The sequence below is a fragment of the Coriobacteriaceae bacterium genome, from assembly GCA_025993015.1.
Lineage (GTDB): Bacteria > Actinomycetota > Coriobacteriia > Coriobacteriales > Coriobacteriaceae > Collinsella.
Map to the genome: position 1 here is coordinate 2,222,223 of DAJPFV010000001.1, position 25,021 is coordinate 2,247,243.

At 61.2% G+C, this 25,021-nt stretch carries 26 protein-coding genes and 4 tRNA genes; 4 read left to right on the plus strand and 26 right to left on the minus strand.

The features are described 5' to 3' along the window. Nucleotides 1-644: 644 nt before the first annotated feature. From OIL77_09725 to OIL77_09735, 3 genes are all read left to right on the plus strand, one after another. The gene (locus tag OIL77_09725) at nt 645-2,333 is read left to right on the plus strand and encodes an ABC transporter ATP-binding protein (protein HJI45680.1); all 1,689 of its coding nucleotides are present in this window, start codon (nt 645-647) and stop codon (nt 2,331-2,333) included. A gap of 1 nt (nt 2,334) precedes the next feature. Beyond that, nucleotides 2,335-2,763, plus strand: coding sequence for a hypothetical protein (locus OIL77_09730; protein ID HJI45681.1), 429 nt, complete (start codon nt 2,335-2,337; stop codon nt 2,761-2,763). A gap of 219 nt (nt 2,764-2,982) precedes the next feature. Next, nucleotides 2,983-3,201: a hypothetical protein gene (locus OIL77_09735; protein HJI45682.1), complete on the plus strand. Its 219-nt coding sequence runs from the start codon at nt 2,983-2,985 to the stop codon at nt 3,199-3,201. 12 nt (nt 3,202-3,213) lie between these two features. Here the strand turns inward: OIL77_09735 and OIL77_09740 are convergent, their stop codons facing one another. From OIL77_09740 to OIL77_09750, 3 genes are all read right to left on the minus strand, one after another. Further along, nucleotides 3,214-3,453: a hypothetical protein gene (locus OIL77_09740; protein ID HJI45683.1), complete on the minus strand. Its 240-nt coding sequence runs from the start codon at nt 3,451-3,453 to the stop codon at nt 3,214-3,216. Between the two features lie 247 nt (nt 3,454-3,700). After that, on the minus strand, nt 3,701-3,871 hold the full coding sequence (locus OIL77_09745; GenBank protein HJI45684.1) for a hypothetical protein: 171 nt from the start codon (nt 3,869-3,871) through the stop codon (nt 3,701-3,703). Between the two features lie 29 nt (nt 3,872-3,900). Next, nucleotides 3,901-4,062, minus strand: coding sequence for a hypothetical protein (locus OIL77_09750; GenBank protein HJI45685.1), 162 nt, complete (start codon nt 4,060-4,062; stop codon nt 3,901-3,903). Nucleotides 4,063-4,223: 161 nt separating this feature from the next. Between OIL77_09750 and OIL77_09755 the strand changes: the two genes are divergently transcribed. Beyond that, a complete protein-coding gene (locus tag OIL77_09755) occupies nt 4,224-4,745 on the plus strand; it encodes a DUF6273 domain-containing protein (GenBank protein HJI45686.1) in 522 nt (173 codons plus the stop codon). A 508-nt stretch (nt 4,746-5,253) separates the two neighbouring features. On the opposite strand, the gene OIL77_09760 is transcribed toward OIL77_09755, so the two are convergent. The 23 genes from OIL77_09760 to OIL77_09870 all read right to left on the minus strand — a co-directional run bounded on the left by OIL77_09760 (nt 5,254) and on the right by OIL77_09870 (nt 24,945). Beyond that, nucleotides 5,254-5,330 (minus strand) — tRNA-Pro (locus OIL77_09760). Nucleotides 5,331-5,410: 80 nt separating this feature from the next. Further along, nucleotides 5,411-6,625 (minus strand): bifunctional phosphopantothenoylcysteine decarboxylase/phosphopantothenate--cysteine ligase CoaBC, encoded by a 1,215-nt coding sequence (coaBC, locus tag OIL77_09765; GenBank protein ID HJI45687.1) that lies wholly within the window; start codon nt 6,623-6,625, stop codon nt 5,411-5,413. A 2-nt stretch (nt 6,626-6,627) separates the two neighbouring features. Continuing rightward, a complete protein-coding gene (locus OIL77_09770) occupies nt 6,628-7,347 on the minus strand; it encodes a hypothetical protein (protein HJI45688.1) in 720 nt (239 codons plus the stop codon). After that, on the minus strand, nt 7,344-8,153 hold the full coding sequence (locus OIL77_09775; protein HJI45689.1) for a Nif3-like dinuclear metal center hexameric protein: 810 nt from the start codon (nt 8,151-8,153) through the stop codon (nt 7,344-7,346). The genes OIL77_09770 and OIL77_09775 overlap by 4 nt, the downstream gene beginning before the upstream one ends. Next, nucleotides 8,150-9,328 carry an aminotransferase class V-fold PLP-dependent enzyme gene (locus tag OIL77_09780; GenBank protein ID HJI45690.1) on the minus strand — a complete coding sequence of 393 codons (1,179 nt, stop codon included), beginning with the start codon at nt 9,326-9,328 and terminating at the stop codon, nt 8,150-8,152. Before OIL77_09780 ends, OIL77_09775 begins: the two co-directional genes overlap by 4 nt. 6 nt (nt 9,329-9,334) lie before the next feature. After that, nucleotides 9,335-10,006, minus strand: a complete 672-nt coding sequence (gene rpe / locus OIL77_09785) for a ribulose-phosphate 3-epimerase (protein HJI45691.1) — start codon at nt 10,004-10,006, stop codon at nt 9,335-9,337. Between the two features lie 18 nt (nt 10,007-10,024). Continuing rightward, complete coding sequence (locus tag OIL77_09790) at nt 10,025-11,032, minus strand: NAD(P)-dependent glycerol-3-phosphate dehydrogenase (protein HJI45692.1); 1,008 nt, start codon at nt 11,030-11,032, stop codon at nt 10,025-10,027. A 9-nt stretch (nt 11,033-11,041) separates the two neighbouring features. After that, a complete protein-coding gene (plsY, locus tag OIL77_09795) occupies nt 11,042-11,725 on the minus strand; it encodes a glycerol-3-phosphate 1-O-acyltransferase PlsY (protein ID HJI45693.1) in 684 nt (227 codons plus the stop codon). Then, nucleotides 11,718-13,052: a ribosome biogenesis GTPase Der gene (der, locus tag OIL77_09800; GenBank protein ID HJI45694.1), complete on the minus strand. Its 1,335-nt coding sequence runs from the start codon at nt 13,050-13,052 to the stop codon at nt 11,718-11,720. The genes plsY and der overlap by 8 nt, the downstream gene beginning before the upstream one ends. Before the next feature lie 10 nt (nt 13,053-13,062). Then, complete coding sequence (locus OIL77_09805; GenBank protein ID HJI45695.1) at nt 13,063-14,505, minus strand: DUF512 domain-containing protein; 1,443 nt, start codon at nt 14,503-14,505, stop codon at nt 13,063-13,065. Nucleotides 14,506-14,507: 2 nt separating this feature from the next. Continuing rightward, nucleotides 14,508-15,407 (minus strand): 4-hydroxy-3-methylbut-2-enyl diphosphate reductase, encoded by a 900-nt coding sequence (locus OIL77_09810; GenBank protein ID HJI45696.1) that lies wholly within the window; start codon nt 15,405-15,407, stop codon nt 14,508-14,510. A gap of 2 nt (nt 15,408-15,409) precedes the next feature. After that, nucleotides 15,410-16,138, minus strand: a complete 729-nt coding sequence (locus tag OIL77_09815) for a 1-acyl-sn-glycerol-3-phosphate acyltransferase (protein ID HJI45697.1) — start codon at nt 16,136-16,138, stop codon at nt 15,410-15,412. A 3-nt stretch (nt 16,139-16,141) separates the two neighbouring features. Continuing rightward, the gene (gene cmk / locus OIL77_09820) at nt 16,142-16,828 is read right to left on the minus strand and encodes a (d)CMP kinase (protein ID HJI45698.1); all 687 of its coding nucleotides are present in this window, start codon (nt 16,826-16,828) and stop codon (nt 16,142-16,144) included. A 66-nt stretch (nt 16,829-16,894) separates the two neighbouring features. Next, complete coding sequence (locus OIL77_09825; GenBank protein HJI45699.1) at nt 16,895-17,821, minus strand: rRNA pseudouridine synthase; 927 nt, start codon at nt 17,819-17,821, stop codon at nt 16,895-16,897. A gap of 22 nt (nt 17,822-17,843) precedes the next feature. Further along, nucleotides 17,844-18,572, minus strand: a complete 729-nt coding sequence (gene scpB / locus OIL77_09830) for an SMC-Scp complex subunit ScpB (GenBank protein ID HJI45700.1) — start codon at nt 18,570-18,572, stop codon at nt 17,844-17,846. Nucleotides 18,573-18,584: 12 nt separating this feature from the next. Beyond that, nucleotides 18,585-19,397 (minus strand): segregation/condensation protein A, encoded by an 813-nt coding sequence (locus OIL77_09835; protein ID HJI45701.1) that lies wholly within the window; start codon nt 19,395-19,397, stop codon nt 18,585-18,587. 84 nt (nt 19,398-19,481) lie between these two features. Beyond that, nucleotides 19,482-20,165: a site-2 protease family protein gene (locus tag OIL77_09840; protein HJI45702.1), complete on the minus strand. Its 684-nt coding sequence runs from the start codon at nt 20,163-20,165 to the stop codon at nt 19,482-19,484. 9 nt (nt 20,166-20,174) lie between these two features. After that, on the minus strand, nt 20,175-20,471 hold the full coding sequence (locus OIL77_09845) for a hypothetical protein (protein ID HJI45703.1): 297 nt from the start codon (nt 20,469-20,471) through the stop codon (nt 20,175-20,177). Continuing rightward, nucleotides 20,458-22,491, minus strand: coding sequence for an ABC-F family ATP-binding cassette domain-containing protein (locus OIL77_09850; protein ID HJI45704.1), 2,034 nt, complete (start codon nt 22,489-22,491; stop codon nt 20,458-20,460). The genes OIL77_09845 and OIL77_09850 overlap by 14 nt, the downstream gene beginning before the upstream one ends. Nucleotides 22,492-22,566: 75 nt before the next feature. Next, nucleotides 22,567-22,639: transfer RNA gene (locus tag OIL77_09855), tRNA-Ala, on the minus strand. 434 nt (nt 22,640-23,073) lie between these two features. Further along, a tRNA-Ile gene (locus tag OIL77_09860) sits at nt 23,074-23,149 on the minus strand. 198 nt (nt 23,150-23,347) lie between these two features. Further along, nucleotides 23,348-23,420 (minus strand) — tRNA-Ala (locus OIL77_09865). Nucleotides 23,421-23,769: 349 nt separating this feature from the next. Beyond that, nucleotides 23,770-24,945, minus strand: a complete 1,176-nt coding sequence (locus OIL77_09870) for a hypothetical protein (GenBank protein ID HJI45705.1) — start codon at nt 24,943-24,945, stop codon at nt 23,770-23,772. Between the last annotated feature and the right edge of the window lie 76 nt (nt 24,946-25,021).

The following is a 25,021-nucleotide window of genomic DNA, read 5'->3' on the forward strand; positions in this document are numbered from 1 at the left end:
TCAAATGTCCGACAATGTCTGACGGAGCTGTCAGACATTCACGCACGAACAGGTGAGCTTCGCGAGCGATTGTAGGCAACTAGTAGCCCCAGCTGCGTCTTTGGCGCAGGTTCGACGTCTGACATCTTGAATGTCTGACGTTGAACGAAGCTGGTTGATAACAAGCAGGTGGAATAAACATGGAGCCCGACACCTCTCGCGCAATCGGCGCGCGGCAAGGGTCCGGCCCATCTCATATGTTGCCAACGCTAACGGTGAACCTGAGCGCCCGGGCACATTCTTTGTTGGCTGAAACCGGCATAGCAACTAGCGGAAGGCATCATCGAAGGAGTGTGCTGGAAAGCACCCGTCTCCTTAACTGTTAGAAATGCAAGTTAATAATCTATGTGGTCAATATAATACCGTTGAACCCGCATATCGATACCGCTCAGCCATTCGCCTCGCCCCCATCGCACGCATCTTCATTCGGTCTGTCATTATTAATCTAACGATGCTTTGAGAAATGTAGGTGCTTCTAAATGTACTGTCGACTTCTTCTCAAACTAATCCTAAGAGACAGGGCCGTATGGATTTGTACGCTCGTTCTCGCTGCAGCCTTCTCCATCCCCATTGCGTTCAATTCACCCATCTACGGGCCCTTCTTTATGAAGCAGGGCATGCAGAGCTTTGTCGACGCATTCAATACGCGCGCGCCCCAGGCCGGCGGCACAGACCTATCGCCAGAGCAGCAAGATGACGCGGAGCTTGCAAGATACGCGAACGCCGCCCTCGCCGCTCAAACCGACGCCGCCTTTCTCGATTCTGCCGAGAGCTACTACGCGCTCATGGGCGAAGGCTTCCAATCCGGGTCCATCGTGGGAGACCGAGAGACCAATGACGCAGACCTCGCGTATTGCCGTGCCCTGAGCAGCTCCGGCATCACGGATATCCCGGCCTCCGCAAGCGACCTGCCATTCCTTTCCTTCCTGCCTTACGCCATTGCCACGGCGCCGTCTTTCCTTCCCTTCATCCCCTTCCTTCTCTCGTCGATACTCGTGCTCGGCGCCACAAGGCCCGGGACCCTGGCGGCGAAGGCGCCCGCGCCCAAATTCCGGCGCCTTATCCAGACCGTGTTTTCGATAATCGGCGCGGGGACCGCGATGCTCCTCGCCGGCCTCGCACCCGGGGGCATTTACGCCTTGGCCCTAAACGGATTCGGGCAAATTGGGTACCCGAGCGCCTTCTTCCATGACGGCGCGCTTGCCACCACGACCGCGGGAGACGTCTTCACGGACCTGCTTCTCGCGCTGCTTGCGGGCGGAACCTTGATATCCGTTTGCTCCGCCGTCCTATCGACCGCAACGAGGCGCGTCCTCGCGGGCCCCCTTGCCTCCGCGCTGCTTGTCGCGGCCCCGGCATTCCCGTTACTGTCCGATTCGGCGCTGGAGCATAACGCCGTGCTCGGGCTCCTGCCGCTGGCCGTGTTCTCGCCTATCGAGGCAACGGGTTACGTGGGATGCTTCCCGACAGAATTCATTGGCTCCGGTTCAGGCAGCGCATCGATGCTTGCCGTGGCCCTGGCATACGTCGCGGTCTTTTTTGCGGTCGGCGCCGTTGCGGCACGTTCCCCCAAACAGCCTGGACCCGCGAAAAAGCACCATGGGCTCGAGCTTCTGGACGCGAGCGTGGGATACGGGAGCACGACGATACTTTCAATCGGATCGTTTTTCCTGAGCCCGGGAACGGCGGCGGGCCTCATTGCTCCCAACGGCTCGGGGAAAACCACCTTTCTTGAAGCGCTGTCGGGCCAATTTCCCACCCGCATCCACTCGGGAAGCCTGGTGGCAGACGGAATCAGCCAACGTCGATCAGCCGAATTCGCAGAACTCGTCTACCTGAGCTCTTCGGGCGGCGCGGATCTCTATCCCACGCTATCGGCCCGCGAGCACCTCTCTTTCGTTAGGGAGGCGTGGAAATCGGCCGCCGACATCGACTCGCTCTGCGACTCCCTCGGAATCTCCCCATATCTCGACAAGCCGACCCGTAAACTCTCGACAGGAATGAAGCAGCAGGTAAAGCTTGCCATGGCGATATCGACCGATTGCCCGTACCTCATCCTCGATGAACCGCTGAACGGCCTCGATCCGGGAAAGCGGAAAACCTCCTGCGACGCGATGCGCAGCGAGGTGGCGCGGGGACGAAGCGTGCTCATTTCAAGCCATCTGCTCGACGACCTGGCAGACCTCACCAACTCGTTCTACTTCATCGAGGCCGGCACGCTCGTGGAAAAGATCAAGTCGTCCTCGCAGACGCTCAAGCAGGAATACCTCGATACATACGAGGGAGGTGAATGACATGATAGGCAAGAGCTATGCAAAGATAGCGATTGTTGGCTTTGTACTTTGTCTTGCAATGGTGCTATGTGCATCATTTGCGAGGTATAGGTCCGAGCAGTCGTTCATCGATGGCGCTGAAAATGGGTTTGGCATAGACGGGATGTATGTCAGCGATGGCGCGACCAGGCCGTCTATGGCGATTCTTGCAGGCGAAGACATGGAATGGCAAATCTGTAATGACGATGGCTCTTGTCTGAGTGGTCGTTTGGCCGCAACGAGCGACCCGAATTCGTTCGATCTTCTCGACAATGATGGATCGGATTGCGGTTCAGTTCACCTGTCGTATGCATCACGAGATGGGATGGACGGCATTCTCTATGTCTCCCACGAGATTGGCGATTTCAAGATGCGCAGGACTAACCGAGTGCCGGCTTTTATCGAGGAGTGAGAATTCCCGGCGGCCTGCCGATCAGGCCGCCGGGGTATCGAATCCCGCATTCATCCGTATGCACACGGATGAATGCGGGAAATGCCCGGATGAAGTTGATAATCAAGGAAACAATGCCGTTCTGCCTGGGACGGCTTTGGTCTGGACTTTAACTACAACATCGCAATCGGCACTTATCAGCTCGCGCGACGCGCATGGCCAAATCTCGGACGCTGGTGCATGGAGGACCTTCGAGATTTACTGTACATCCAAAACGACGACGCACACCGCGTGCTCGCCGACTGCGAAGACGAGATGGCTGTCTACAATGCGATCAGAAACGGCGTGAAGTCCGGAGAGCTTTCTGTCGAACCGCCGCGCCGTCGCGCGAGCCGACCGGGCAATCCGGGCAATCTGGTCCCGGCTCTCCCGGTCGTATTCCTACGATATCGCCCCTAGATCATCAATGTGTCAGATAAAGAATGAGGCAATGGCTATGATCACGCCTACGGCAGATGCAACGACTGCGCCTTTTTTCCTCTCCTTTAGTCCGACGAACAGGGTTGCCGTAAAGTAAAGGGCGGAAATGCAGGCTATGGCAAGCGAAACGAGTTCCTTGGGCGGTTTCAGCAAAAGGTCGCTAGCAAAGAGTAATGCAAGCAGGGCAAAGCCGATTGTGTTCAAGTATCTCGATTGATTTTGCGACAACATGGCAACTTCCTTTCAGAACATGCAAATGAAAAGTCGGTACGATGTCATTGCGGTTGCAAAAAAGCCGCCGCTAGGACCGGTTGTCACGAGACCGGCGATAACTTCAGCGGTGCCAACAAGCTAGAGATCGCGCAGGCAAGCCTCCTCCTTCGCGTTCAGCTTGACCTTGTGAGGGACGGTGCAGTTATTTGCAGATCCGTGAGAATCGCACCACGCCTTGGAATATGAATCCGTGCAGCGCCCGCGCTCAAAAAAGGTATATATCGTAATTATCGTCGTAATTGTCTCCGACGTAGATCTCGCTGCTCTCGGCGGGAGATCCCTCGTCGGCATAGGCTGCCGCAACGGGCACAAATGGTGTCATGACAAGGGAGTGGCAAAGAGCTGCTGAGATGATGGAGGGCAGGCATTTCTTCATGGCTGGCTCCTTAAACTGGCCTTTGATAGTTACTCGATGTCGCCTCCTTCCGCTTTATATCCGTTGTATTCGGCGTATTTCTTTAATAAGGCAAGAGGTTCTTCCTCTCCTTCGGATGAGCCGATGATGTTTCCTTGGTCATCCAGTATGAATACGGACGGAATATGCTCAAGTTCATATTGGTCATTCACGACCTTATCTTAATCTATGTAAATGGGAAAGTCTCCTTCATGGACCGAGGCTTCTTCAATCGTGCTGTCCTCAGAAACATTGAAAAGGTTCTTCCTTATGGCTGCGAAATTATCAAGTTGTGGCATATCCTCTATGAGAGATTCGCAGTGCGGACACCACGATGCCCGGATACCGCATCATCGGTATCAACCATGACGACCTCGCCGACGGTAGCGGCAAGGCGGGGCTGACGTTTGAGACGACCAACGATGTCCTATACAAACACATCTGGAACGACACAAAGACCAATGTCGGCGGTTGGAGGTCCTCTAAGCTCCGCGCCCGCCTGAACTCCGGTGACCTCTGGGCGCTCCTGCCGGCCGAGCTCCAGTCCAAGGCGAAGGTCGTCACGAAGATGACGGACAACGAGGGCGGCGGTAGCGCCGGCACTCCGACGGCAACGAATGACAAGGTCTTCATCCTCTCGACGACCGAGATTTACGGAGACCTCCAGTCTGACGGCGCCCAGTACGAGTACTATGCGACGTCGAGGTATTCTGGACCTGAGATTGTGTGCTATTTCAGCACTCGTTCCGTGTCTCCGAGTGACTCAACGGACTTTATCTATGTTGACCCTTTCGGTCGCTGGAGCAGCGGTAGTGCCAACAGTGCCGGCAACGTGTTTCCCGCTTGGTGCTTCTAGATTTTCTAGTGCAAGGCCCGCGCGACTCCGCGCGGGCCTATCTTTTGGCAAGTGTACGAACGGTTTAGGTTCGCGGCACAGGTATTCGGGTTGAGGAGAAATGGGGTCATATGGCGGCTCTCAGAGCGCCTGCTGCACTCCCCCGCCATTACCCCTGCGGCGTCCTCGTATGGAGCCCATCCTGGTTGGCATATCGTTGCAATCGCTCACTTGTCCACCGGTCAAGTGAGCTACTGGAATAAATACGGCGACACGCTTGTTCGTTACAGTCGCTATATCTGTGTAAATCGCCGCGATAAATACAGTCTGTACTCGACTGTATACCAGCTACGCGTATGTAGATTCATATCGCGTTAATAAATCGGCCCAAGCGTGTGCAAAACGCGCAAGTAGCCGCAAAAGGCGATTATCGCGCAGGGTGATTTTTGGCACCCTGTTGATTAATCAAAATTAAGCAATTGCTTAAAACAAGAAAGGTCAGGCACTAAGTACCTGACCTGCAAACTTCTGGTCGGGACGACTGGATTCGAACCAGCGACCCCTTGACCCCCAGTCAAGTGCGCTACCAAGCTGCGCCACGTCCCGAAGCTTTTGTTTGTTGCTCTGCTCTCGCTCGCAACAGGGAGTATATTAACCCGAAACTTTGGCCTTGCGCAAGAACTTTTTTAAATATTTTTGAGCAAGTCCAAAATTGTATCCGCGAGCTGGGGTTTTGTTAGTACGGGAAGTTCCTGTGTACCCGCTGTGCTCACAATCCAGGCCTTGTTGGTATCGGTTCCAAAGCCCGAATCGGCGCGCGAGACATCGTTGGCGATGATTGCATCGCAGCCCTTGCGGGCAAGTTTGCGCTCAGCGTACTCCACGACGTTATCGGTCTCGGCTGCAAATCCGATCACACGGCGCTCGCCCTTCTGGCGCGAGAGCTCAGCCAAAATATCGACCGTCTCGACCAGTTCGATGCGATCCAAGCGCTCGTTGGCCTTTTTGAGCTTATGGTCGGCAGGGGCCGCGGGTGTGTAGTCGGCGACGGCGGCCGCGCAAATGGCCGCATCGGCCGTCTGAAAGGCGTTTAACGCCGCCTGCAGCATCTCTGCGGCGGTCTGCACGCGCACGCACTCCACGCCGTGGGGAACATCGAGCGACGTCGGTCCCAGCACGAGCGTGACCGCAGCGCCGCGGCGTACGGCCTCCCCTGCTAGGGCGATGCCCATCTTGCCCGACGACCGATTGCCAATGAAGCGCACGGGGTCGATCGGCTCATGTGTAGGGCCGGCCGTGATCACGATGCGCTTGCCCGCAAGGTCCTGAGGCGCGGGGTAGAGCACCTCGCAGATGGCTTCGACGATGTCCTCGGGCTCGCTCATGCGCCCCGTGTCCACATCGCCGCAGGCGAGGTAGCCGCTACCCGGACCCACAACATGGACACCGCGTTCGCGCAGCGTGGCCATGTTGGCCTGCGTGGCCGGCGCCTTCCACATGCCATTGTTCATGGCCGGCGCGATCACAATGGGTCGCGGCGTGGCGAGCAGCGTCGTGGAGATGAGGTCATCGGCAATGCCGTTGGCCATCTTGGCGATGATATTGGCCGTCGCGGGTGCTACGACCACCAGGTCGGGCTCCTGCGCGAGCGAAATGTGGTGGATGGGGTCGGAGGGGTCGTCGAACAGACCCACTGCGACCGGCTCATTGGTGAGCGCGCGGAAGGTGAGCGGGCCCACAAACTCGGTGGCATGCTCGCTCATAACGACCTTGACGCGTGCGCCGCGCTTTTGCAGCAGACGCACGATATTGCACGACTTATAGGCGGCGATCCCGCCGGTAATGCCCAGCAGGATCGTTTTTCCCTCAAGTAGCATTGAATTGTTGGGTGCCGCCGTCATCGTTAGGCTTCCTTGCTAGGGAGCACGAGCAGGCGGTGGCAGTACGGGCAGTGCGTAATCTCACTGCCGTCATGGTTGAGGTCGCTCATGGACGATGCCTGCAGCGCGGTGTGGCAAACCGTGGGGATGTTGCCCTGGATGGTCTCGACGGCCAGGCCGCGGAACTGCTTGAGCAGGCGCTCGTAGTCGGTGAGCACGTCGGTCGGCAGCGTGGCGGCAAGGGCGGTGCGCTCCTTAGTGGCGGCGTCAATCTGTGCCTGGAGGTCGGCGGCCTTGGCGCGGGCGGCCTTGGTGTCGGCCTTCACGCCCTCCTCGAACTTGGCGATGATGGCCTGCGCGCGAGCCTCGCGGTCGAGCGCCTCCTTGTGGGCGACGACGACATCTTTGCGGGTGTGCTCGATCTTGTCCAAGCGCTTGGCCAGGGTGGCGAGCTCGTTCTCCAGGTCCTGAACCTCGCGGTAGTCAGAGCCATCAACGTGGCGCTTCTTGGCGGCCTCGATGGCGTTATTGGTCTGGATCTCGGTGGTGTTGAGATCGTCGAGCTCAATATCCAGGTCCTTGCGCTGGGCGTAGAGCTTGGTCATTTCGGACTTGAGCTTCACATAGGTCTTGCGCTTGGAAGCGAGCTCCTTGAGCTCCGGCATATTGGCAAGTTCGCTCTTGTTGCGGGCGAGCTCCAAATCGATCTGTTGCAGCTTGAGTAGCGTAGCGCCGGCGCTCATAAGTTCTCTCCTTTTGTCACAGTCCACCATTGGCAAGGGTTCAGTATTTTAATCGCATGACGGGGGTCGACCCCGGCATCAACTGCAGAGTTCATCAATATATCAACGAACGGCTCCTCGGAGCGATCGTGGCCGAGCAGGATCGCCGGTAGCCCGCGCAAGGCAAGGTCTTGCGCCACGTGGTAGCCCGCCTCGCCCGTCACGACAACATCTGCGCCCGCGGCGATGGCGAGCTCTCCAAAGTCGCCCAGGGAGCCGCCCAAAATGGCGACGGTTCGGCACGGGTGCTCGGCTTCACCCCAAACGCGCGGGTTGCTGCCGAAGGCCGTGGCAGCACGGGTGGCAAGATCGCGCAGCGTGCACGGGTCGTTGAGCGTTGCAAGTGCGCCCAAGCCGCAGGCTTCGGGCTCGTCCACATGCTCCAGCGAGCTCATGGGCTCAGCACCCAGCAGCTCACTCAGGCAAGCGCGCGCCTCGTGCGAGCGGTCAAGATTGGTGTGAAGCGAGATAATGCTCACGCCGCAACGGGCTGCCTCGTACAGCGCCGCGCTGCACTGGGGACGCGCTGCATCGGCCGGACAAAAGGCCTCGGGAGCCTTGATATAGATGGGATGATGCGTCAGCAGCACGTTAGCCTCGGCCTCAACCGCGCGGTGCACGTTGGCTTCGGTCGCATCGAGTGCGCAGGCAACGCCGGTGATCTCGGCAGTGGGATCTCCGACGGATAGCCCCACATGGTCCCAGCTCTCGGCATCCGCCTTGGGATAGCGCGCCAGCAGTGCACGTTCAAGCTCGGCGACGATCATGCGGCACCCACGATCGAGAGCAACGTCTGGGCAAACTCATCTAGGTCGGCGGGGTTCACGCGGTCATCAAACGAGATGCGCAGCGCGCCCAAAGCCTGCTCGCGGCCGATACCCATGGCGCTGAGCACGTGGCTCGGGTCCATGCTGCCGCTCGAGCAAGCGGAGCCGGCGGAAACCTCAAAGCCGGCAGCGTCGAGCTTGATGATGAGCTCCTCGGAGTCCATGTCGTCGACGTAGATCGAAACCATGCCCGGCAGACGATCGGCCTGCGCGTAGTCGCCCATCGTGGCGTGAATGCGCGGATGGGCCGTGAGCGTGGCGTACAGCTTGTCGGAAAGCGCCTGCAGCTTTGTGCGTTCCTGGGTCACGTGCGGCGCCAGCGCGGATGCAGCGGCGGCAAAGGCCAGCTGCGTGCGCAGGTCCTGCGTGCCGGCACGTCGTCCGGCTTCCTGTCCACCGCCAAAGATGCGGGGGCGCAGCGGCGTGCGGTTCTTAAGGTAGAGCGCACCGGATGCCACAGGACCGCCAATTTTGTGGGCCGCGACGGACATGGCATCGACGCCCAGCTCGGTGACATCGAGCGGAATATGCAGATAGCCCTGGATGGCATCGGTGTGGATCAGGGCGCCGGCGGCGTGTGCGGCAGCGGCAAGCTCCCGGATGGGCTGCACCACGCCGGTCTCGTTGTTGGCAACCATAATGCTCACGAGCGCCACGTCGTCGCCTAGCAGCTCGACAAGCGCGGCAGGCTCAATGTAGCCCATGCGGCAGGGCTGCACCAGGTCGACGGTAAATCCGGCGGCACGCAGCAGCGGCAGGTTGTCCAGAATCGAATCGTGCTCGATGGCAGATACGATCACGCGGTTGCGCTTGCGGTCGCGCTGACGGGCGCCCTCGGCAAGACCGAGCAGCGCCAGCTGGTTGGCTTCGGTGCCGCCGTTGGTTAGAACAATCTCGGACGGGCGGACGCGTGCGCCAAAGCTATGGGCGATCTCGCGACGGGCAACCTCCAGGCGCGCGGCGGCCTTGCGGCCGAGCGAGTGCAGCGAGTTGGGGTTGACGCCGGCAAGCTCGCTGTCGTCATATTCGCGCTGCGCAAGGAGCGCCTCGGCGCGCATGGGCGTCGAGGCGGCGTAGTCAAGATTCACGGGTATGCGGTTTTGACCTGCGGTCATAAGGGTTTATGCCTCCTGTGCGGCCTCATTGCCCAGCTTCTGCAGCAGCGCAACCTCGGCGGCGGGATCTTCGGACTTAAATACGGCGGAGCCGGCCACGAGAACGTTGGCACCAGCCTTGACGACCTCGGCAATGTTCTTGGAAGAAATGCCGCCGTCGACCTCGATCATGGGCGACACGCCGTGGCGCTCGCACATGGCCTTGAGCTCGTGCAGTTTGGCGATAGTGCCCGGGATAAAGCTCTGGCCGCCAAAGCCCGGGTTCACGCTCATGAGCAGCACCATATCGACGACGTCGATGATGCTCTCGAGCACGCACACGGGGGTGGCGGGGTTGAGCACCACGCCTGCCTTGACGCCGCGCTGCTGCAGATGGGTGAGCGTGCGGTGCAGGTGCGTGGAAGCCTCGTAGTGGACGGTGATCATATCGGCACCGGCGTCGGTGTACCAATCGACCGTCTCGTCGGGGTTCGACACCATCAGGTGCGCGTCGACCGGTACATCGGTGGAGCGCTTGACGGCCTTGAGGATGTCGACGCCAAAGGTGAGGTTGCCGGTAAAGTGACCGTCCATAACGTCGAAGTGGACGTAGTCGGCACCGGCGATCTTGTCGAGCTCGCCCTTGAGGTTGGCCATATCGGCCGAAAGGACGGACGGAGCGATTTTGATGGAACCCATGGTAGAAGCCTTTCTGCGCTAGTCGGTGAGTCCGTAGAACTCTTGAGAAGGGACGCGGTCGGTGAGAATCTCGAGCGCCCTATCCAAAGTAACACCGTTGTAGAGCGTTTGCTCCACGGCAAAGGTGAGCGGAATGTCTACGCCCAGCGAACGGGCGAGTTCGCTCACGCTGCGGGCGGCGACGGCGCCCTCGACAACCATATGCGTGCGCGTCTGGTACTCGTCGAGCGAAACGCCGTGGGCAAACTCGTAGCCAAAGGTGCGGTTGCGCGAATGCTCGGAGGTGCAGGTGGCAATGAGGTCACCCATGCCGGCAAGTCCCATGCAGGTCATAGCTTGACCGCCGCGGGCATGCACCAGACGGCTAATCTCGGCCAGGCCGCGCGTCATGATAAGGGCGAGCGTGTTGTCGCCGGCACCGGTGCCGGCGGAGATGCCGCACACGATGGCGATGACATTTTTCATGGCGCCGCAGACCTCGACACCGGTCATGTCTTGCGACAGATAGATGCGAAAGGCCGTGGACAGGAGCAGGTCCTTAAAGGTCTCCCCTATCTGCGGATCTTCGCTGGCGATGACGGCGGCAGAAAGTCCACCGCGGCAGATTTCCTCAGCATGGTTGGGGCCCGAGAGCGCCGCCACGCGCGACTCGTTGCCGATCTCGCTGGCGATGACCTCGCTCATGAGCAGGCCAGACTCGGGCTCAATGCCCTTGGTGAGGCAGAGCACCGGGGTGCCGGCGGCGATGAAGGGTGCTGCCTGATGACATACGCTGCGCAGGTGTGTGGAGGGCACGGCAAAGATAATGGAGTCGGCGCCGTCGAGCGCCTGCGACAGGTCCGTGGTGGCGACAACGTTGCCGGGCAGCTCGTAGTCCACCAGATACCGGGGATTGCGGTGCTCGCCATTGATGCCGGCGGCCGTCTGCTCGCTATGGGCCCACATGGTCACGCGCTCGGCTCGCGCTGCAGCAAGGCCGGCGACGGCGGTTCCCCAGGAGCCAGAGCCAATCAGCGCAACATTCATGACTCTCTCCTACTTATCGTCGGGCTCGGTGACGCGCTTGGTAAACGAGAGCTTGGACTCCTTACCCGTCATGAGCTTTTTGATGTTCGCACGATGGGCCCACACCACAGTAATGCCGATCAGCGCCATGCAAAACTTAAGTCCGAGGCTGCTGTACGGAAAGACCGCGCAGGCAGCGATGGGAAGACCGATGGCCGCGGCAAGCGAGCCCACCGACACAAACTTTGTGATGGCGACGGCCACGATAAACATGCCCAGCAGCGACAGGCCAATAGGCCAGTACCAGGCGAGGATGACGCCCAGACCAACTGCGATGCCCTTGCCGCCATGGAAGTTGAGGTAGGGCGAGAAGATATGGCCCCACACGGCTGCCAGGCAGATGACGCCGAGCATCCAGTCGCCGGCGGCACCGGGGGCCATAATGCTCACGGGGAAGCCATAGCCCAAGTCGGCAATGAGCGGACGCGCGATAAGGACGCAGATGGCGCCCTTAAGGCAGTCGAGCAGCAGCGTGAGCGCGGCCACCTTGGGGCCGGCCACGCGCAGAGCGTTGGTGGTGCCGATGTTGCCGGAGCCCGCCTTACGAATGTCCGTGTGGTTGAACACGCGGCCCAGGATCAGACCAAACGGAATCGCCCCGATAAAGAACGAGACCACGGCGCAGATGGCGGTCAGAAGAATCGGATTATGCATCCTTTTGCTCCTTCTTCCTAAAGAAGAGTCGAATGGGCGTGCCGGCAAAGTCGAAGGTCGAGCGCATGCGGTTCTCCACGTAGCGCTGGTAGGTGTCGTTAACCAGGTCGCTGTGGTTGACGAAGAACGTGAACGTTGGCGGGTTGACGCCCGTCTGGGTCACGTAGTGCATGCGCAGGCGGCGCTTGCCGTCCACCACGGTATGACCGAACTCGCGCAGGTCGGTGAGGAACGTGTTGAGGCGCGAGGTGCTAATCTTCTGCGAGCGCGTCTTCTCGGCGGCGTCGACCATGGCCCAGATCTTCTCGACGCTGCGGCCGGTCAGGGCAGAGATGCGCAGGTACTGGGCCCAGGGAGCCATGACGCCCAGACGGCGGTCGATGGTCTCCATGCAGGCCTCGCGCTTGCGGTCATCGTCGAGCAGGTCCCACTTGTTGAGCAGCACCACGATGGCGCAGCCGCGCTCGATGGCCAAGCCCATGACCTTCTGATCCTGCTCGGTAACGCCCACGGAGGCGTCGACGACGAGCAGCGCCACGTCGGCGCGGTCGATGGCGCGCAGGCCGCGGACCATGGAGTAGTACTCGATGTTCTCGTACACGGTGCTCTTCTTGCGAATGCCCGCGGTGTCGACCATGCGGTAGTGCTTGCCGTTGCGCTCAACGACGGTGTCGATGGCGTCGCGCGTCGTGCCGGCAATGTTGGACACGATAGAGCGGTCGGCGCCCAGGATGCGGTTGAACAGCGACGACTTACCGGCATTGGGGCGGCCGATGATGGCGACGTTCAGCGCGTCGGGGAACTCATCGGCGACCTCGTCCTCTTCCTCAGGAAGCAGGGCCACGATGTCGTCGAGCAGGTCGCCGGTGCCGTGGCCGTGCAGCGCCGAGAGCGGCGTGGGCTCGCCGATACCGAGCGAATAGAACTCCCAGATGCTGTCGTTCTCGCGATCGGGGTTGTCGAGCTTGTTCACCAGCAGAAAGACCGGCTTGTCGCAGCGCTTGAGCATGCGAGCGACCGACTCGTCCTCCTCGGTGACGCCGGTGCGGCCGTCGACCACAAACAGGATGACGGCGGCTTCCTCGGCGGCGGCGAGCGCCTGGTCGCGGATGGACGTGGCAAACACGTCATCGCTCTTGAGCGGCTCGATGCCGCCCGTGTCGACGATGGTGAACTCGCGGCCGTTCCAATCGGCCGTGTGGTACGAGCGGTCGCGCGTGACGCCGCGGGACTCGTGGACGATGGCGTCCGAGGTCTGGGCCAGGCGGTTAACGAGCGTGGACTTGCCCACGTTGGGGCGTCCGACGACGGCGACGATAGGTTTCATCTGCTCTCCTTTAATGGGTAGGGTCAGTGGAAGTGTTAGAGTCTGCGGGCACAATGCCAAGAATGCGCTCCAGGGTATCGAGCAGCTCATGCGGCATGGTCGACACCACATGAACCTCGGCGCCGCGACTGGTAAGGTTTGCGAGTAAATCGTCACGATGATACTCGTCAAGCGTCATGCCGTCAGCGTTGAACATGAGCTTAGGCACAAAGAGCATAACCCCCGACAGGTCTTGGGGCAGCTGCTCCAGAATGTCACACGCGACGATGAGGCCGGTCACGTCTACGTTTCCGCCAAAGTAGCGGTTCTTGATGGCCGTGACAGTGCCGGCGAGTCCCTGGGGCGATTCCACAAAGCGGGCTACCGTGTCGCGTGCGCTGGCGCCGGAGAGGCACAGCAGGTGCTGGCTGCGGAGGGCGATGCCAGAGCGGACGCGGGCCAGACGCTCGGCGTCGGTTGCAAGCACGTCGTCGGTCTCGTCCAGATATGAGCGGATCATGCCGATGCCGTCGTAGTACTGCGGGTAGCCGTCGTAAAAGTCAGCCTCGGGAGGATCGATGCCAGCGTCCAGATAGAACTCGTCGCTCATCTGGAAGGTGTGGCGGCCAAAGCGCTCATAGGCGCGGTCCTGGAACGGTCGGATCATGGCAATGGTCTCGCGCGCTAGCTCGGGCTTGTCGCTGTAGGACCAGCTAAAACGCTTCTGATGCTTGGTAAAACCGAGCGGCACGATGCCCAGGCTTGTGATTTGCTCGTGCTCCTCGCAAAAGCGCAGGGTCTTTTCCAGCTCCTCGCCGTCGTTCATGCCGGGGCAGAGCACGATCTGCGCGTGGATTTCGATGCCCGCAGCCATGATGGCCTCGAGCACATCCATGCCGCGCTGGGCGTTGCGGCCCATCATGCGGCGGCGGACGTCGGGGCTCACGGCGTGGACCGACACGTTCATGGGGCTCATATTGCGGTCGATGACGTTTTGCACGTCCTCGTCGGAGAGGTTCGTGAGCGTAACAAAATTGCCCTGCAAAAAGCTCAGACGATAGTCGTCGTCGCGGATGTAGAGCGTGGAGCGACCGCCCTTGGGCAGCATCGTCATAAAGCAGAACACGCAGGCGTTGACGCAGGTGCGCATGCCGTCGAAGATGGGGCCATCGAACTCCAGGCCCCAGTCCTCGCCGGGAAAGCGATCGAGCTCAACGGGGGTGACGGTGCCGTCGCGCGGATCGAAAACCTCCAGCTCGACGGTGTCGTCGTCTGCCTCCCAGAGCCACACGATCATATCGGTCAGCTGCTCGCCGTTGACCGCAAGCACGCGCATGCCCGGCTCGATACCCACATCCCATGCGGGCGATTCGGGACGTACGTTCTTAACGAGCGCGCCCTCACCCGGCTCGGGGTCGCGGCTGCGCCCGTAATCGGCCACCTCGGCGGCGTATGCGGGTACGGTCTGGTCCATGGTTAGCGGCAAAGCTCCTTGATGCGCTCGACGGCGCGCTCGATGTGTTCTTGTGGGGTGGAGGCTCCGGCGGTGATGCCGATGTGGTGAGCGTCGGTAAACCACGCGGCCTGGAGCTCGGATGCCTCTTCGATGTGATGTGTATGCTCACAGACGTTGGCGCAGATCTGTGCCAAACGACGTGTGTTACCCGAGTTCTTTCCGCCCACCACAACCATGCAATCACAGCGTTTGGCAAGTGATGCGGCTGCCTGCTGGCGCTCGCTAGTGGCGGCGCAGATGGTGTTGATCACACGCAGCTCCTGCACGCGCGGGGTGATGGCAGACACGACCTCGGCGAGGTTCTGTGCGGTCTGGGTGGTCTGCACAACCAGACCCACCTTGCCCTTGAGCGACAAGGCGTTGGCGTCGGCGGCACAGCTCACGACCTGCGCATCATTGCCGGCGTGGCCCAGAATACCCTCGACCTCGGGGTGACCAGGCTCGCCTACGACCACCACGCGGTAGCCCTCGCGCACCAGACGCTCGGCTGCCATATGGACCTTCTTGACGTAAGGGCAGGTGGCGTCGACGACGTTAAGGCCACGCTCGCGAGCGGTATCGATGACCTGTGGCACCACGCCGTGGGCGCGGATGATCACGGTGCCGGTTGTGGCGTCGTCCAGGGTTTCGGCCAAGCCAACGCCTGCCTCAGCGAGCTCGCGTACCACGATGGGGTTATGGATGAGCGGACCCAAGGTATGGACCTGAGTGCTCTCCCCTGCCTGCGGCGCGGCGGCCAGCGCCATGTCGAGCGCACGCTGTACGCCGTAGCAAGTGCCGGCGTGGGCGGCGATCTCAATGGTAGGCGCGATTGCCTGGTCGGACGCAGTCGCGGCGGTGTTCGTTGCGTTCTCGCTCATGGCTAGAACCTGCCCGGATGCTCGTCGCACAGCTCGTCGCGCATGGTGTAGACGCGGTCCATAGCCTCGGTCTCAAACCATGCCAAGCGCTCTGTGCGCTTGAGTCCGGCCGGTGCGTCGGAAAGCGAGACGGCCTTGCCGGCGCGAATCCAGCACTTCTTGGGGCGCATGAGCTTTTTGCCCTTTGGCGTAATGTCGGACCAGCCGCAGATGGCGAGTGGGTTGACAGGCGCCTTGCCCATCTGGGCGATGAGCGCAAAGCCGCCGTGGACCTCGGGCTTGATCTCGCGCGAACGGATGCGCGTGCCCTCGGGGAAGATCAGGACGTCCTCGCCGCGCTGCAACGCGTGCTGGGCGGCGCGCAGGCACTTCATGTCGGCGGTGCCGCGCTCGACGGGAATGCCGCCCACGCGGCTAAAGGCCCAGCGCACGATCTTGGTCTTGGCGAACTCGGACTTAAAGATGGGGCGCACGCGGCGGCCGCCAAAGAACAGGGCGGTTTCCACGGCGAGCACCTCGGCCATCGAGGTGTGGTTGCAGATGACTACGCTGCCGTGGCCTTCCTGGCGCTCAAACAGCAGATCGGCGTCCTCCACCTTCCAGCGCCACATGAGCTTGGAGAAGGCCCATAGGATCGCCATGACCACGACGACGGTGCCGCGGATGAGCGCCGGGAACTCGGCGTAGGGGGCGTTGTAATAGTCCTCGGGCGTCTGCTTAAACAGGCGCATGGGCTACCTCCTTTGGTTGATGAGGTCCTCGATGATGCGTACGACCTCGTCGATGGTATGGGCGGTGGAGTCGACGTGCACGGCGTCCTCGGCGGGCACGAGCGGGGCGACCTCGCGGCTGCTGTCGAGCTTGTCGCGCTGCTTGAGGGCGTCGAGGGTCTCGTCGACCTCGGCCTCGAGCTGCTTGGCGGTCAGCGGCTGGGCGTCGTTTTGGTGGCGCTGCAGCACGCGGCGGCGGGCGCGTTCACGCGGGTCTGCCGTCAGGAAGACCTTGACCTGCGCGTTGGGGAACACGACGGTGCCGATGTCGCGACCCTCGGCCACGATATCGCGGTCCTCGGCGGCGCGGCGCTGGTGAATGAGCATGGCGGCGCGCACACCCGGGTAGGCCGAGACCTTGGAGACGTTGGCATCGACCTGCGGGGTACGGATGGCGGCCGAGGCGTCCACGCCGTCGATGGTCAGGCGCGTGTCCTCGCCGGTGCCGTTGGTAAAGCGGATCTCGATCTGCTCGGCGAGGGCGTCGATGGCCGCCTCGTCGTCCAGATCGATGCCGCGGTCGAGTGCGGCAAAGGTGACGGCGCGATACATGGCGCCCGTGTCGAGCTTGTTAAAGCCCAGCTGGCGGGCAATCTCCTTGGCGATGGTGGACTTGCCGGAACCGGCGGGGCCGTCGATGGCGACGATCATGCAATGCTTCCTTTCGGTGGTTGACGTGCTGGTATGGGACGCGAGTGTTGGGGTGCGGCGGGTTGCCTAGCCCGTGTAGCGCTCGCGATAGGTGTTGCGCTTTGGCGCGGAGCCGTGGCTGCCGTGGTGGCGGGTGCGGCTCGCGGGCGTGTCCTGGGGCTTGCCGCCGCGCTTGGTGCTGGCCTGCTTGGGCGGGATGCCGCCGTCTTTGAGGATCTGTACCTCGCGGTCGGTGAGCTCGCGCCACGAGCCCTTGGCCACGCCCTCGAGCTCCAGGCCGGCAAAGTTGCAGCGATGCAGACGGATCACCGGATGGTGGATCTTGCTCAACATGCGCTTGACCTGGTTCTTACGGCCCTCGCGGATGATGACCTCGACGGCGGTGGTGCCGGGCTTGACGCCCTGCGGCGCCACGGCCTCGGCCTCGCGTGCGTTGATAACGCGGCAGATTGCCGGCTGACACAGGCCGTCGTCGAGCTCGATGCCGCGGCGGAGTGGTTCCAAATCGCGGTCGGTGAGGTGGCCGTCTACGAGGGCCTGGTAGGTCTTGTAGACGTGCTTGCTGGGGTGCAGCAGGTCCTGCGACAGGTCGCCGTCAGTGGTAAAGAGCAACAGGCCCGTGGTGTCGCGGTCCAGGCGGCCCACCGGGAAAAGTCCCGGAAAGCGGTCGCGGGGGACCAGGTCGGCCACGCAAGGGCGCTCCTGCGGGTCGCTCATGGTGGTGAGGTAGCCGGTCGGTTTGTAGAGCATCAGGTACACAGCGCCCTGATTGAGCTTGACGGGCATACCGTCGACCTCGATGTGGTCGCGGTCGACATCGACCTTGGTGCCCAGCTCGGTCGTGACCTCGCCGTTGACGGTCACGCGGCCGGCGGTCATCAGGTCCTCGGAGCCACGGCGGCTCGCCACGCCCGCGCGCGCCAAAAAGCGCTGCAGGCGCATGGTGTGCGGGTAGACGGGCTGGGCGTCGGTTGCGGGTGCTGCGTTGCCCATGGCGCGCGTCTCCCCTACTTCGTTAGTCCTCGTCATGCAAATCCTCCGAGGTCTCGTCGACGACCAGGGTCTCCAAGTCCTCGACTGCCTCAACATCTTCAACATCGGTATCGAGCAACTCGCGCTCTTCGTCCAGATCCTCGGCCTGCTCCTCGAGCGTGGACTGAATGCTGCGGCCGCTCAGGCGCTCGCGGATAAATTGACGCGACTGCTCGTCGGGGGCAAACTGCTCCAGATCGGGAAGGTCGCGGGTGGAGCGCAGGCCGAACTTCTCCAAAAAAGCGTTGGTCGTGCCGTAAATGATGGCCTGACCGCGCTGGGGATCGCGGCCGAGCTCGCGCACGAGTCCCTTGTCAACGAGCGACGCGATGACGCCGTCGGAGTTGACGCCGCGAATGCCCTTGACTACCTCGCGCGTGACAGGCTGGTGGTAGGCGATGACGGCGAGCGTCTCGAGCGCCGCCTGCGACAGCTTTTGCGTATCCCAGCTCAGCACATAGGCCTCGACAACATCGTGGTAGGCGGGGTGCGTAAACAGGCGCCAGCCGCCGGCGACCTCGCGCAGCTGAAAGCCGCGGTTGGCCTCCTCGTACTCAACCTTGAGCTCGGCCAAAAGCGAGGCGCACTCGCCGGGGGCGATATCCAGTGCGCCGGCCAGCGCGGGCGCACTCACCGGGTCACTCGACACCAGCAGCAGCGCCTCGAGGGCGCCCTTGAGGCTGTTTGCCTCCAGCGTGGACAGGTTTGACATGGTTGGTCGCTCCTATTCGGTGAGCTCGGGGCCCTCGCCGGGCACGTAGGCCTCGGCGCCCTCGACGCGGTTGATCTGAATGGTTCCGAAGATTTCGTCCTGGCTTAGCGTGAGCGAGCCGCGCTTGGCGAGCTCCAGCATGGCCAGGAAGGTGACGACGAGCTGCTCGGTGGTGGCGTCGCCGTCCAGCAGCTCGCGGAAGGTGCAGGTTTGGTGTGACATGGTAAAGCGGTCGACTGAGGCCACGGTCAGGTCGAGCGGTACGCGATGCGGCGCCACATGCTCGGCCTCCAGCAGGAAGGTCTGGCGCTTGCCGTCCAGGTCGGCACAGATGACGGCCAGGCCGCGCAGGGTAATGCCGGCAAGGTAGTCGGGCATAAGGCCCAAGAACTCGGGATCGGGGCCGGCCACACGCGGGTGCATGCGGCTCTCGGCCTGCATGCGAGCACCAAGGGCTGCCGCCGCGCCTTTAAACTGCTTGTAGGCAATCAGGCGCTGGATCAGGACCTCGCGCAAGGCGTCACCGTCGAGCGTGCTGAGCTCCTCGAGGTCTTCGTCGAACTCGTCATCGTCGTCATCGGCTTTGCGCGGGGCCTCCCGCGGCACCAGAGAGGCAGCCTTGATGTCCAAAAGGGTTGCCGCGACTAGCAAAAAGTCGCTCGCCACGTCCAGGTCCAGCGCCTCGATGCGCTCGGCCTCGGCAAGGTACTGCTCGGCCACCTCGCTGATAGAGATGGCGCCGATATCTACTTTTTGGCGGGTTACCAGCTGCAGCAGCAGGTCGAACGGTCCGCTGTAGACCTGCGTCGACACACGATACGACATATTCGACCTCCTTTGACGGCGCCTTCGCGGCGCGGTTTGGGTGCATGTTACGACCGCTTTGCAGGGTCGACCTGTAAGTTTACCTTAGATGCCGGCGATTGCGAAGTTGAGCAGCTGCTCAGCAAGCGGATACACGGTAACGTCGAAATAGCGGCCGATTACATCGATGCCGGTCCACATAGGCAGCAGGTATAGAACCAGGATGAGTATGGGCATAGCGTATTGCTGCAGGCGGTAATAGTTGTTGAGCGCTTTGCCCTTGAGGAAGGGCACGATGATCGACGAGCCATCAAGCGGCGGAATCGGGATGAGGTTAAAGAACGCGAGCGACAAGTTGACCACGATAAACGTGGCGCCGAAGTTCATGATTTGTGACGCCAGGGCAAAGGACATGCTGGTGTAGAGGCTGCCATAGGCCAAGCGCATGAGGGCCGCGGCCAGGCACGCGAGCGCGATGTTCGATGCGGGGCCGGCCGCGCTCACCAGGACCTCGTCGCGCTTAGGATGCTTGAGGTTGTTGAGGTACACGGGCACCGGCTTGGCGAAGGCGAATACCGGGCCACCGGCGGCGAGCATGAGCAGCGGCAGGATGATGGTGCCGAACGGGTCGATGTGGTTGAGCGGGTTAAGGGACACGCGGCCGCGTGAACGGGCCGTCTTGTCGCCGAGTGCCCAGGCCGCGGCGGCGTGCGCGCTCTCGTGGATCACGATACCCACGATGACTGCGACGGCGCTGGCAAGCAGGTTCATAAAGTAGCTGCTGGACATAGCGCTCCCCTAGCGGATGCGGCGCGAGGCGCGCGTGAGCAGGTAGTCAATTACAAACAGGATCACAACGACGATGGCGTAATCTAAGCGGAACACGCCGCCAAACGGTGAGGTGATGACGCCGTAGCCGGCGATGGCGCTCGGCAGCGCGCGCGAAAGCTCAACGACAAAGCCCACGATCTGCAGCTTGGCGGTGAGGCCACTAAAGCACAGCAGCACAGTCATCGCGCTCATAAAGATGCCGCAGATGCGACAGGCGATGGCGATGATGCTCATCGCCACGGCAGCGGCCTTACGAGAGTTCACGCGCGGTCTCCTCTTCGATCTGGGTGGAAAGCTCCAGCCATTCGTCCTCGAGCTTGGGTAGCTCTTGCTTAAGGCCGTTATATTCCCCCAGCGCGGCGTTGAACTTGTCTTGATCGGCATAAAGCTCTTCGCTTGCCATCAATTCCATAAGCTCGTCATAGCGGGCGCGCTTTTTATCGAGCTCCGTCTCGATCTTCTTGAGCTGGTTGCGCACGCCCTTGAGCTTTTTGTTGAGGGCGGCGCGGGCCTGGGCCTCGGCGCGTTTTTGCTCCTTGGTCTTTTTGCCCTCGGCCGGCTTGGGTGCGGTGACGGGGGTGTCGGGCTGGGCCGCGGTGACCTTAGCGGACTTGGTCGCGGCCGGCGCACTCTCCGTGGACGCCTCGGCGGCGGCGCGGGCTGCGAGGTCCTCGCGCTTGTAGAGGTAGTAGTCGTAGTCACCGTCGTAGACTGTGACCTTGCCGTCGCGGATGTCGATGATACGGTTGGCCACGGCGCGTACCAGGTGCTCGTCGTGGCTGATCAGCACGATGGTGCCAGGGAAGTTTTGCAGGGCGTTCTCGAGCATGTCCACCGAGTCGATGTCGAGGTGGTTGGTGGGCTCGTCCAGGCACAGGAGCGCCTCGGGGGCCACGAGCATCTTGGCCAGGGCCAGACGCGCCTTTTCGCCGCCGGAGAGGACGCGGACCTGCTTTTCGATGGAGTCGTTGTCGCTAAACAGGAAGGCGCCCAGCAGGCTGCGCTGCTGCGGCACGGTCCACTTGGGCGTGACGGTGTCGATCTCTTGCAGGACGGTATTGGACTCGGTCATGCCCTCGAGTGCGTGCTGGGCGTAGTAGGCCACGCCCACGTTGGTGCCCAGGTCCCGGGTGCCGGTGGTGGGCGGCTCCAGGCCGGCGAGGATCTTCATGAGCGTGGACTTGCCGGCGCCGTTGGGGCCGACGAGCGCCACGTGCTCGCCGCGGTAGAGCTTGAGGTCGATGTCGCTGTAGATGTGCTTGTCGCCGTAGGACTTGGACACGCCCTCGAGCCCTACGACCATGTCGCCGGAGCGCGGCGGATCGGGGAACTTAAAGTCGATGTGCTTGTGGCCCTCAGGCAGGATGACAAGCTCCTTTTTGATCTGCTCGATCTTGCGGATACGCTCCTGGGCCTGGGCGGCCTTAGTGGGCTTGTAGCGGAACTTGTCGACGAAGACCTGCATGTGGGCGATGTCGCGCTCCTGGGCGGCACGCTTGGCGCGCATCTGCTCCAGGTTGTCCTCGCGCTGCTTGAGGTAGCTGCTGTAGTTGCCGGTGTAGGTGGTTACGCGGCGGTTCTCGAGTGCGGCGACGTGGTCGACGCAGGCGTCCATGAAGGCGCGGTCGTGGCTGACGATGAGGACGGCGCCGTCGTAGTTAGCGATAAAGCCGCGCAGCCATTGGACGCTTTCGAGGTCCAGGTGGTTGGTGGGCTCGTCTAGAAGCAGCAGGTCGGGGTGGCGCAGGAAGAGCTTTGCCAGCGCGATGCGCATCTGCCAGCCGCCCGAGAACTCGGAGCACGGGCGCTCAAAGTCGGTGACCTTAAAGCCCAGACCGGACAGGATCTTGCGCGCGTTGCTCTCGAGCTCGTAGCCGCCCAGGTGCTCAAAGCGGTCCTGGACCTGGCCGTATTCGTTCAGGAGTGCGTCGACGTCCTTGCCCTGCTCGGAGAGCTCGGTGATTTGTGCCTGAAGCTCGTTGGCGCGCTCGCCCATGCGGCGGATTTCCTTAGCGGCCGCCATGACCTCGGCGAGGATGGTGGTGTCCTTGTGCTCCAGGTTGGTTTCCTGCTCTAGGTAGCCCACCTGGCAGTCCTTGGCGTACTGGACCTGGCCGGCGTCGGGGCTGTCGATGCCCATGATGATCTTGAGCATGGTGGTTTTACCGGCGCCGTTGGGACCCACGAGGGCGAAACGCTCGCCGGGGTTGATCTGGAAGGACGCGCCGCTAAAGAGGACGCGTGCGCCGAAGCTTTTTTCGATCTTGTCGACCAGAAGGATCATGGTGCCGCCTTTGACCTTGTGTGCCTATATGAAAAAAGGCCCCAACTTGCGTTGGAGCCTCATTCAATGCTCGGGTGGAGACGAGGGGGATCGAACCCCTGACCTCTTGACTGCCAGTCAAGCGCTCTCCCAGCTGAGCTACGCCCCCGTGCGAAGAAGTACTATACGGGAACTCGGACGGCGATGCAAGGACATTTTTGGAAAAACTTTCCGGGGGCGCGGGCGCCGGAGTCCCGCGGGGTCGCGACGGCGGAGACCAGCGTCCGACTATCAGGCTCCACTCCGGTCGCCCCCGGGATCCCCGCCACGAAACCGGCCCATCTACTACGTTTGGGCGACATCCCCCGACCATGGCGTCTCGGGCAAGAATAAAACCGCAGGTAGACGGCCTGCGGTTTTCGCGAAATACGGGGTATGGTCGAGGGGTCGGGGTTAAACGTAGTAGATAGGCCGGTTTCATGGCGGGGGCATCGCAGGCAGCCGACCGAGGACGCCCGGAAATGAGTAAGCAGGCTATTTGCAAGTGAAAACTAATGCCATGAAAAAACAGGCCAGACATATTGCCTGGCCTGTTGAAAAACCTGGTGGGCCCTCCGGGATTCGAACCCAGAACCCAGGGATTATGAGTCCCCTGCGCTAACCGTTGCGCCAAGAGCCCTTATAAAGTGGCGCTTGCAGTTGGGGTGGCAGAACAGCCTCCAACGCTTTGAACCACGATGTGAAATACTACCATGCGCGCGGCACCCGTTCAACGCACGATCTTGTCGACCGGGAGGATCATGCTGCCGCCTTTGACCTTGTGTGCCTATATGAAAAAAGGCCCCAACTTGCGTTGGAGCCTCATTCAATGCTCGGGTGGAGACGAGGGGGATCGAACCCCTGACCTCTTGACTGCCAGTCAAGCGCTCTCCCAGCTGAGCTACGCCCCCGTGCGAAGAAGTACTATACGGGAACTCGGACGGCGATGCAAGGACAATTTTGGAAAATTTCGCAGTCGCGGCGCGGGCCGCCATCCGCCCAACGGCCGTCTTGCCGGCGCCAGGCCCATTGCCGGGGCCAATCGCGCTCCCGCCGACCCGGCGATTTCAAAACCATGCCGGTTTACGGGGCCAGGCCGGGAACCCCCGAGCATGCCGTAATCGGTAAAATCAAAACCGCAAGTAGACGGCTTGCGTATTCCGTGAAATGCAGGGTATGGACGGCCAGTCCGGGTCCAGCCCCGTAATCCGGCATAGTTTTGAAATGACATTATTTTACTAACAGGCAAACTAGGTAGTTCTAGCGCCTTGTCGCCGACAAATTTCCGATTTCCAACCAGTTGCACAAAACATTTGCTCGCAGTCTCGTCTCGGCGCACTTCATTGCCTCAGTTTTGGCTTTATAGCGAATCCCTAAACGGTCGCAGACACTTCTGGCTATGGTGTCTAGCAGCTTTGAATCGTTGAGCATATCGTGAGTCACCAGGAATACATCGAATCCCATGCTCTGCAACGCAGTCATGCGCTCCGCATCGTGGTCAAGTATTGCACCTGAGCCATGAATGACCTCACCTTGGATCTCGATAATAACTGCCTTCATTAGGATTGGGTTTACGATCACGATGTCGCCGTAGCAGACCTTTTGGCCTGCGATGCTTTGGGCTGCCACGGATAGAGGGGTTAAATCGTTGAGGTACACGTATCTGAATCCTGAACCACCTAGACGTCGAGAACGACTTAGAAGCAGTACCCCCGCGACCTCGAGCGGAGACGCAGCAATGCCGATAACCTGCTGAGCGGCATCATAAAACTGCTTTCCCCACATTTGACTTTTGACCTTGTCGGCGAATCGATGCAGATCGCTTAGCTCGATGAGCGGCTTTCTCATCCAAAGAGAAGTGCCTTTGAGTTTCGTAACCTCTCTTCCATCCTCACGCTTGTTCGTTTGGCCTTCTTTATCTGTGGCCTTTACGGTTGCGCGGGCGTAAACTCGTTTCCAAGGAACCTCGTCTTCGCCTTCTCCAAGTTCGAACAGATTCTGCGTGCTGGAATTGCGATTCTCCTCTACCGCCATTTTTAACTGCATTTCGGCAGCGGGAGCAGGCTCGAAAACGGAAAACCAACCGCAAAGTTCGTACATAGCCAGTACGAGATCTATTTCGGACACAAAGCGTGTCATAGTAAATAACGTGTTAAGCGGATTGGTGACACTAAAGCCTAAATTAGTGTCGATTGTTGTGCTGACATCCGATGTCCCTTCCCAGCGAATAGTGGAGCGCAATCCCGAGTGGTGATTGCAATAACCTGGCGAAGCAACAGCGATAATCGGGGTCTTGAGGACGTCGGTTACGAATGGGGCTTGGGATAGAGCTCGCCAGCCTTCTTCGGAGTTGGGCAGGCGCGGGTAGAGATCGCGCACCTGCGGTGGGCAGCGCCAATAGCGGAATGCAGTGTTTGCGCAGACGATTTCGTCCATTTGCGCCTCCCCTGGTTTCGGCCGCGGGCCGTGCGGATTGCGGGTAAGGTCGATTATCTACTAGCGCATCATGCGG

What these genes read in the sequence shown, in the direction of transcription:
- OIL77_09725 (HJI45680.1), top strand. Translation starts at nt 645, where the DNA reads ATGAAGCAGGGCATGCAGAGCTTTGTCGACGCATTCAATACGCGCGCG.
- OIL77_09730 (HJI45681.1), top strand. Translation starts at nt 2,335, where the DNA reads ATGATAGGCAAGAGCTATGCAAAGATAGCGATTGTTGGCTTTGTACTT.
- OIL77_09735 (HJI45682.1), top strand. Translation starts at nt 2,983, where the DNA reads ATGGAGGACCTTCGAGATTTACTGTACATCCAAAACGACGACGCACAC.
- OIL77_09740 (HJI45683.1), bottom strand. Translation starts at nt 3,453, where the DNA reads ATGTTGTCGCAAAATCAATCGAGATACTTGAACACAATCGGCTTTGCC.
- OIL77_09745 (HJI45684.1), bottom strand. Translation starts at nt 3,871, where the DNA reads ATGAAGAAATGCCTGCCCTCCATCATCTCAGCAGCTCTTTGCCACTCC.
- OIL77_09755 (HJI45686.1), top strand. Translation starts at nt 4,224, where the DNA reads ATGCCCGGATACCGCATCATCGGTATCAACCATGACGACCTCGCCGAC.
- coaBC (HJI45687.1), bottom strand. Translation starts at nt 6,625, where the DNA reads ATGACGGCGGCACCCAACAATTCAATGCTACTTGAGGGAAAAACGATC.
- OIL77_09770 (HJI45688.1), bottom strand. Translation starts at nt 7,347, where the DNA reads ATGAGCGCCGGCGCTACGCTACTCAAGCTGCAACAGATCGATTTGGAG.
- OIL77_09775 (HJI45689.1), bottom strand. Translation starts at nt 8,153, where the DNA reads ATGATCGTCGCCGAGCTTGAACGTGCACTGCTGGCGCGCTATCCCAAG.
- OIL77_09780 (HJI45690.1), bottom strand. Translation starts at nt 9,328, where the DNA reads ATGACCGCAGGTCAAAACCGCATACCCGTGAATCTTGACTACGCCGCC.
- rpe (HJI45691.1), bottom strand. Translation starts at nt 10,006, where the DNA reads ATGGGTTCCATCAAAATCGCTCCGTCCGTCCTTTCGGCCGATATGGCC.
- OIL77_09790 (HJI45692.1), bottom strand. Translation starts at nt 11,032, where the DNA reads ATGAATGTTGCGCTGATTGGCTCTGGCTCCTGGGGAACCGCCGTCGCC.
- plsY (HJI45693.1), bottom strand. Translation starts at nt 11,725, where the DNA reads ATGCATAATCCGATTCTTCTGACCGCCATCTGCGCCGTGGTCTCGTTC.
- der (HJI45694.1), bottom strand. Translation starts at nt 13,052, where the DNA reads ATGAAACCTATCGTCGCCGTCGTCGGACGCCCCAACGTGGGCAAGTCC.
- OIL77_09805 (HJI45695.1), bottom strand. Translation starts at nt 14,505, where the DNA reads ATGGACCAGACCGTACCCGCATACGCCGCCGAGGTGGCCGATTACGGG.
- OIL77_09810 (HJI45696.1), bottom strand. Translation starts at nt 15,407, where the DNA reads ATGAGCGAGAACGCAACGAACACCGCCGCGACTGCGTCCGACCAGGCA.
- OIL77_09815 (HJI45697.1), bottom strand. Translation starts at nt 16,138, where the DNA reads ATGCGCCTGTTTAAGCAGACGCCCGAGGACTATTACAACGCCCCCTAC.
- cmk (HJI45698.1), bottom strand. Translation starts at nt 16,828, where the DNA reads ATGATCGTCGCCATCGACGGCCCCGCCGGTTCCGGCAAGTCCACCATC.
- OIL77_09825 (HJI45699.1), bottom strand. Translation starts at nt 17,821, where the DNA reads ATGGGCAACGCAGCACCCGCAACCGACGCCCAGCCCGTCTACCCGCAC.
- scpB (HJI45700.1), bottom strand. Translation starts at nt 18,572, where the DNA reads ATGTCAAACCTGTCCACGCTGGAGGCAAACAGCCTCAAGGGCGCCCTC.
- OIL77_09835 (HJI45701.1), bottom strand. Translation starts at nt 19,397, where the DNA reads ATGTCGTATCGTGTGTCGACGCAGGTCTACAGCGGACCGTTCGACCTG.
- OIL77_09840 (HJI45702.1), bottom strand. Translation starts at nt 20,165, where the DNA reads ATGTCCAGCAGCTACTTTATGAACCTGCTTGCCAGCGCCGTCGCAGTC.
- OIL77_09850 (HJI45704.1), bottom strand. Translation starts at nt 22,491, where the DNA reads ATGATCCTTCTGGTCGACAAGATCGAAAAAAGCTTCGGCGCACGCGTC.
- OIL77_09870 (HJI45705.1), bottom strand. Translation starts at nt 24,945, where the DNA reads ATGGACGAAATCGTCTGCGCAAACACTGCATTCCGCTATTGGCGCTGC.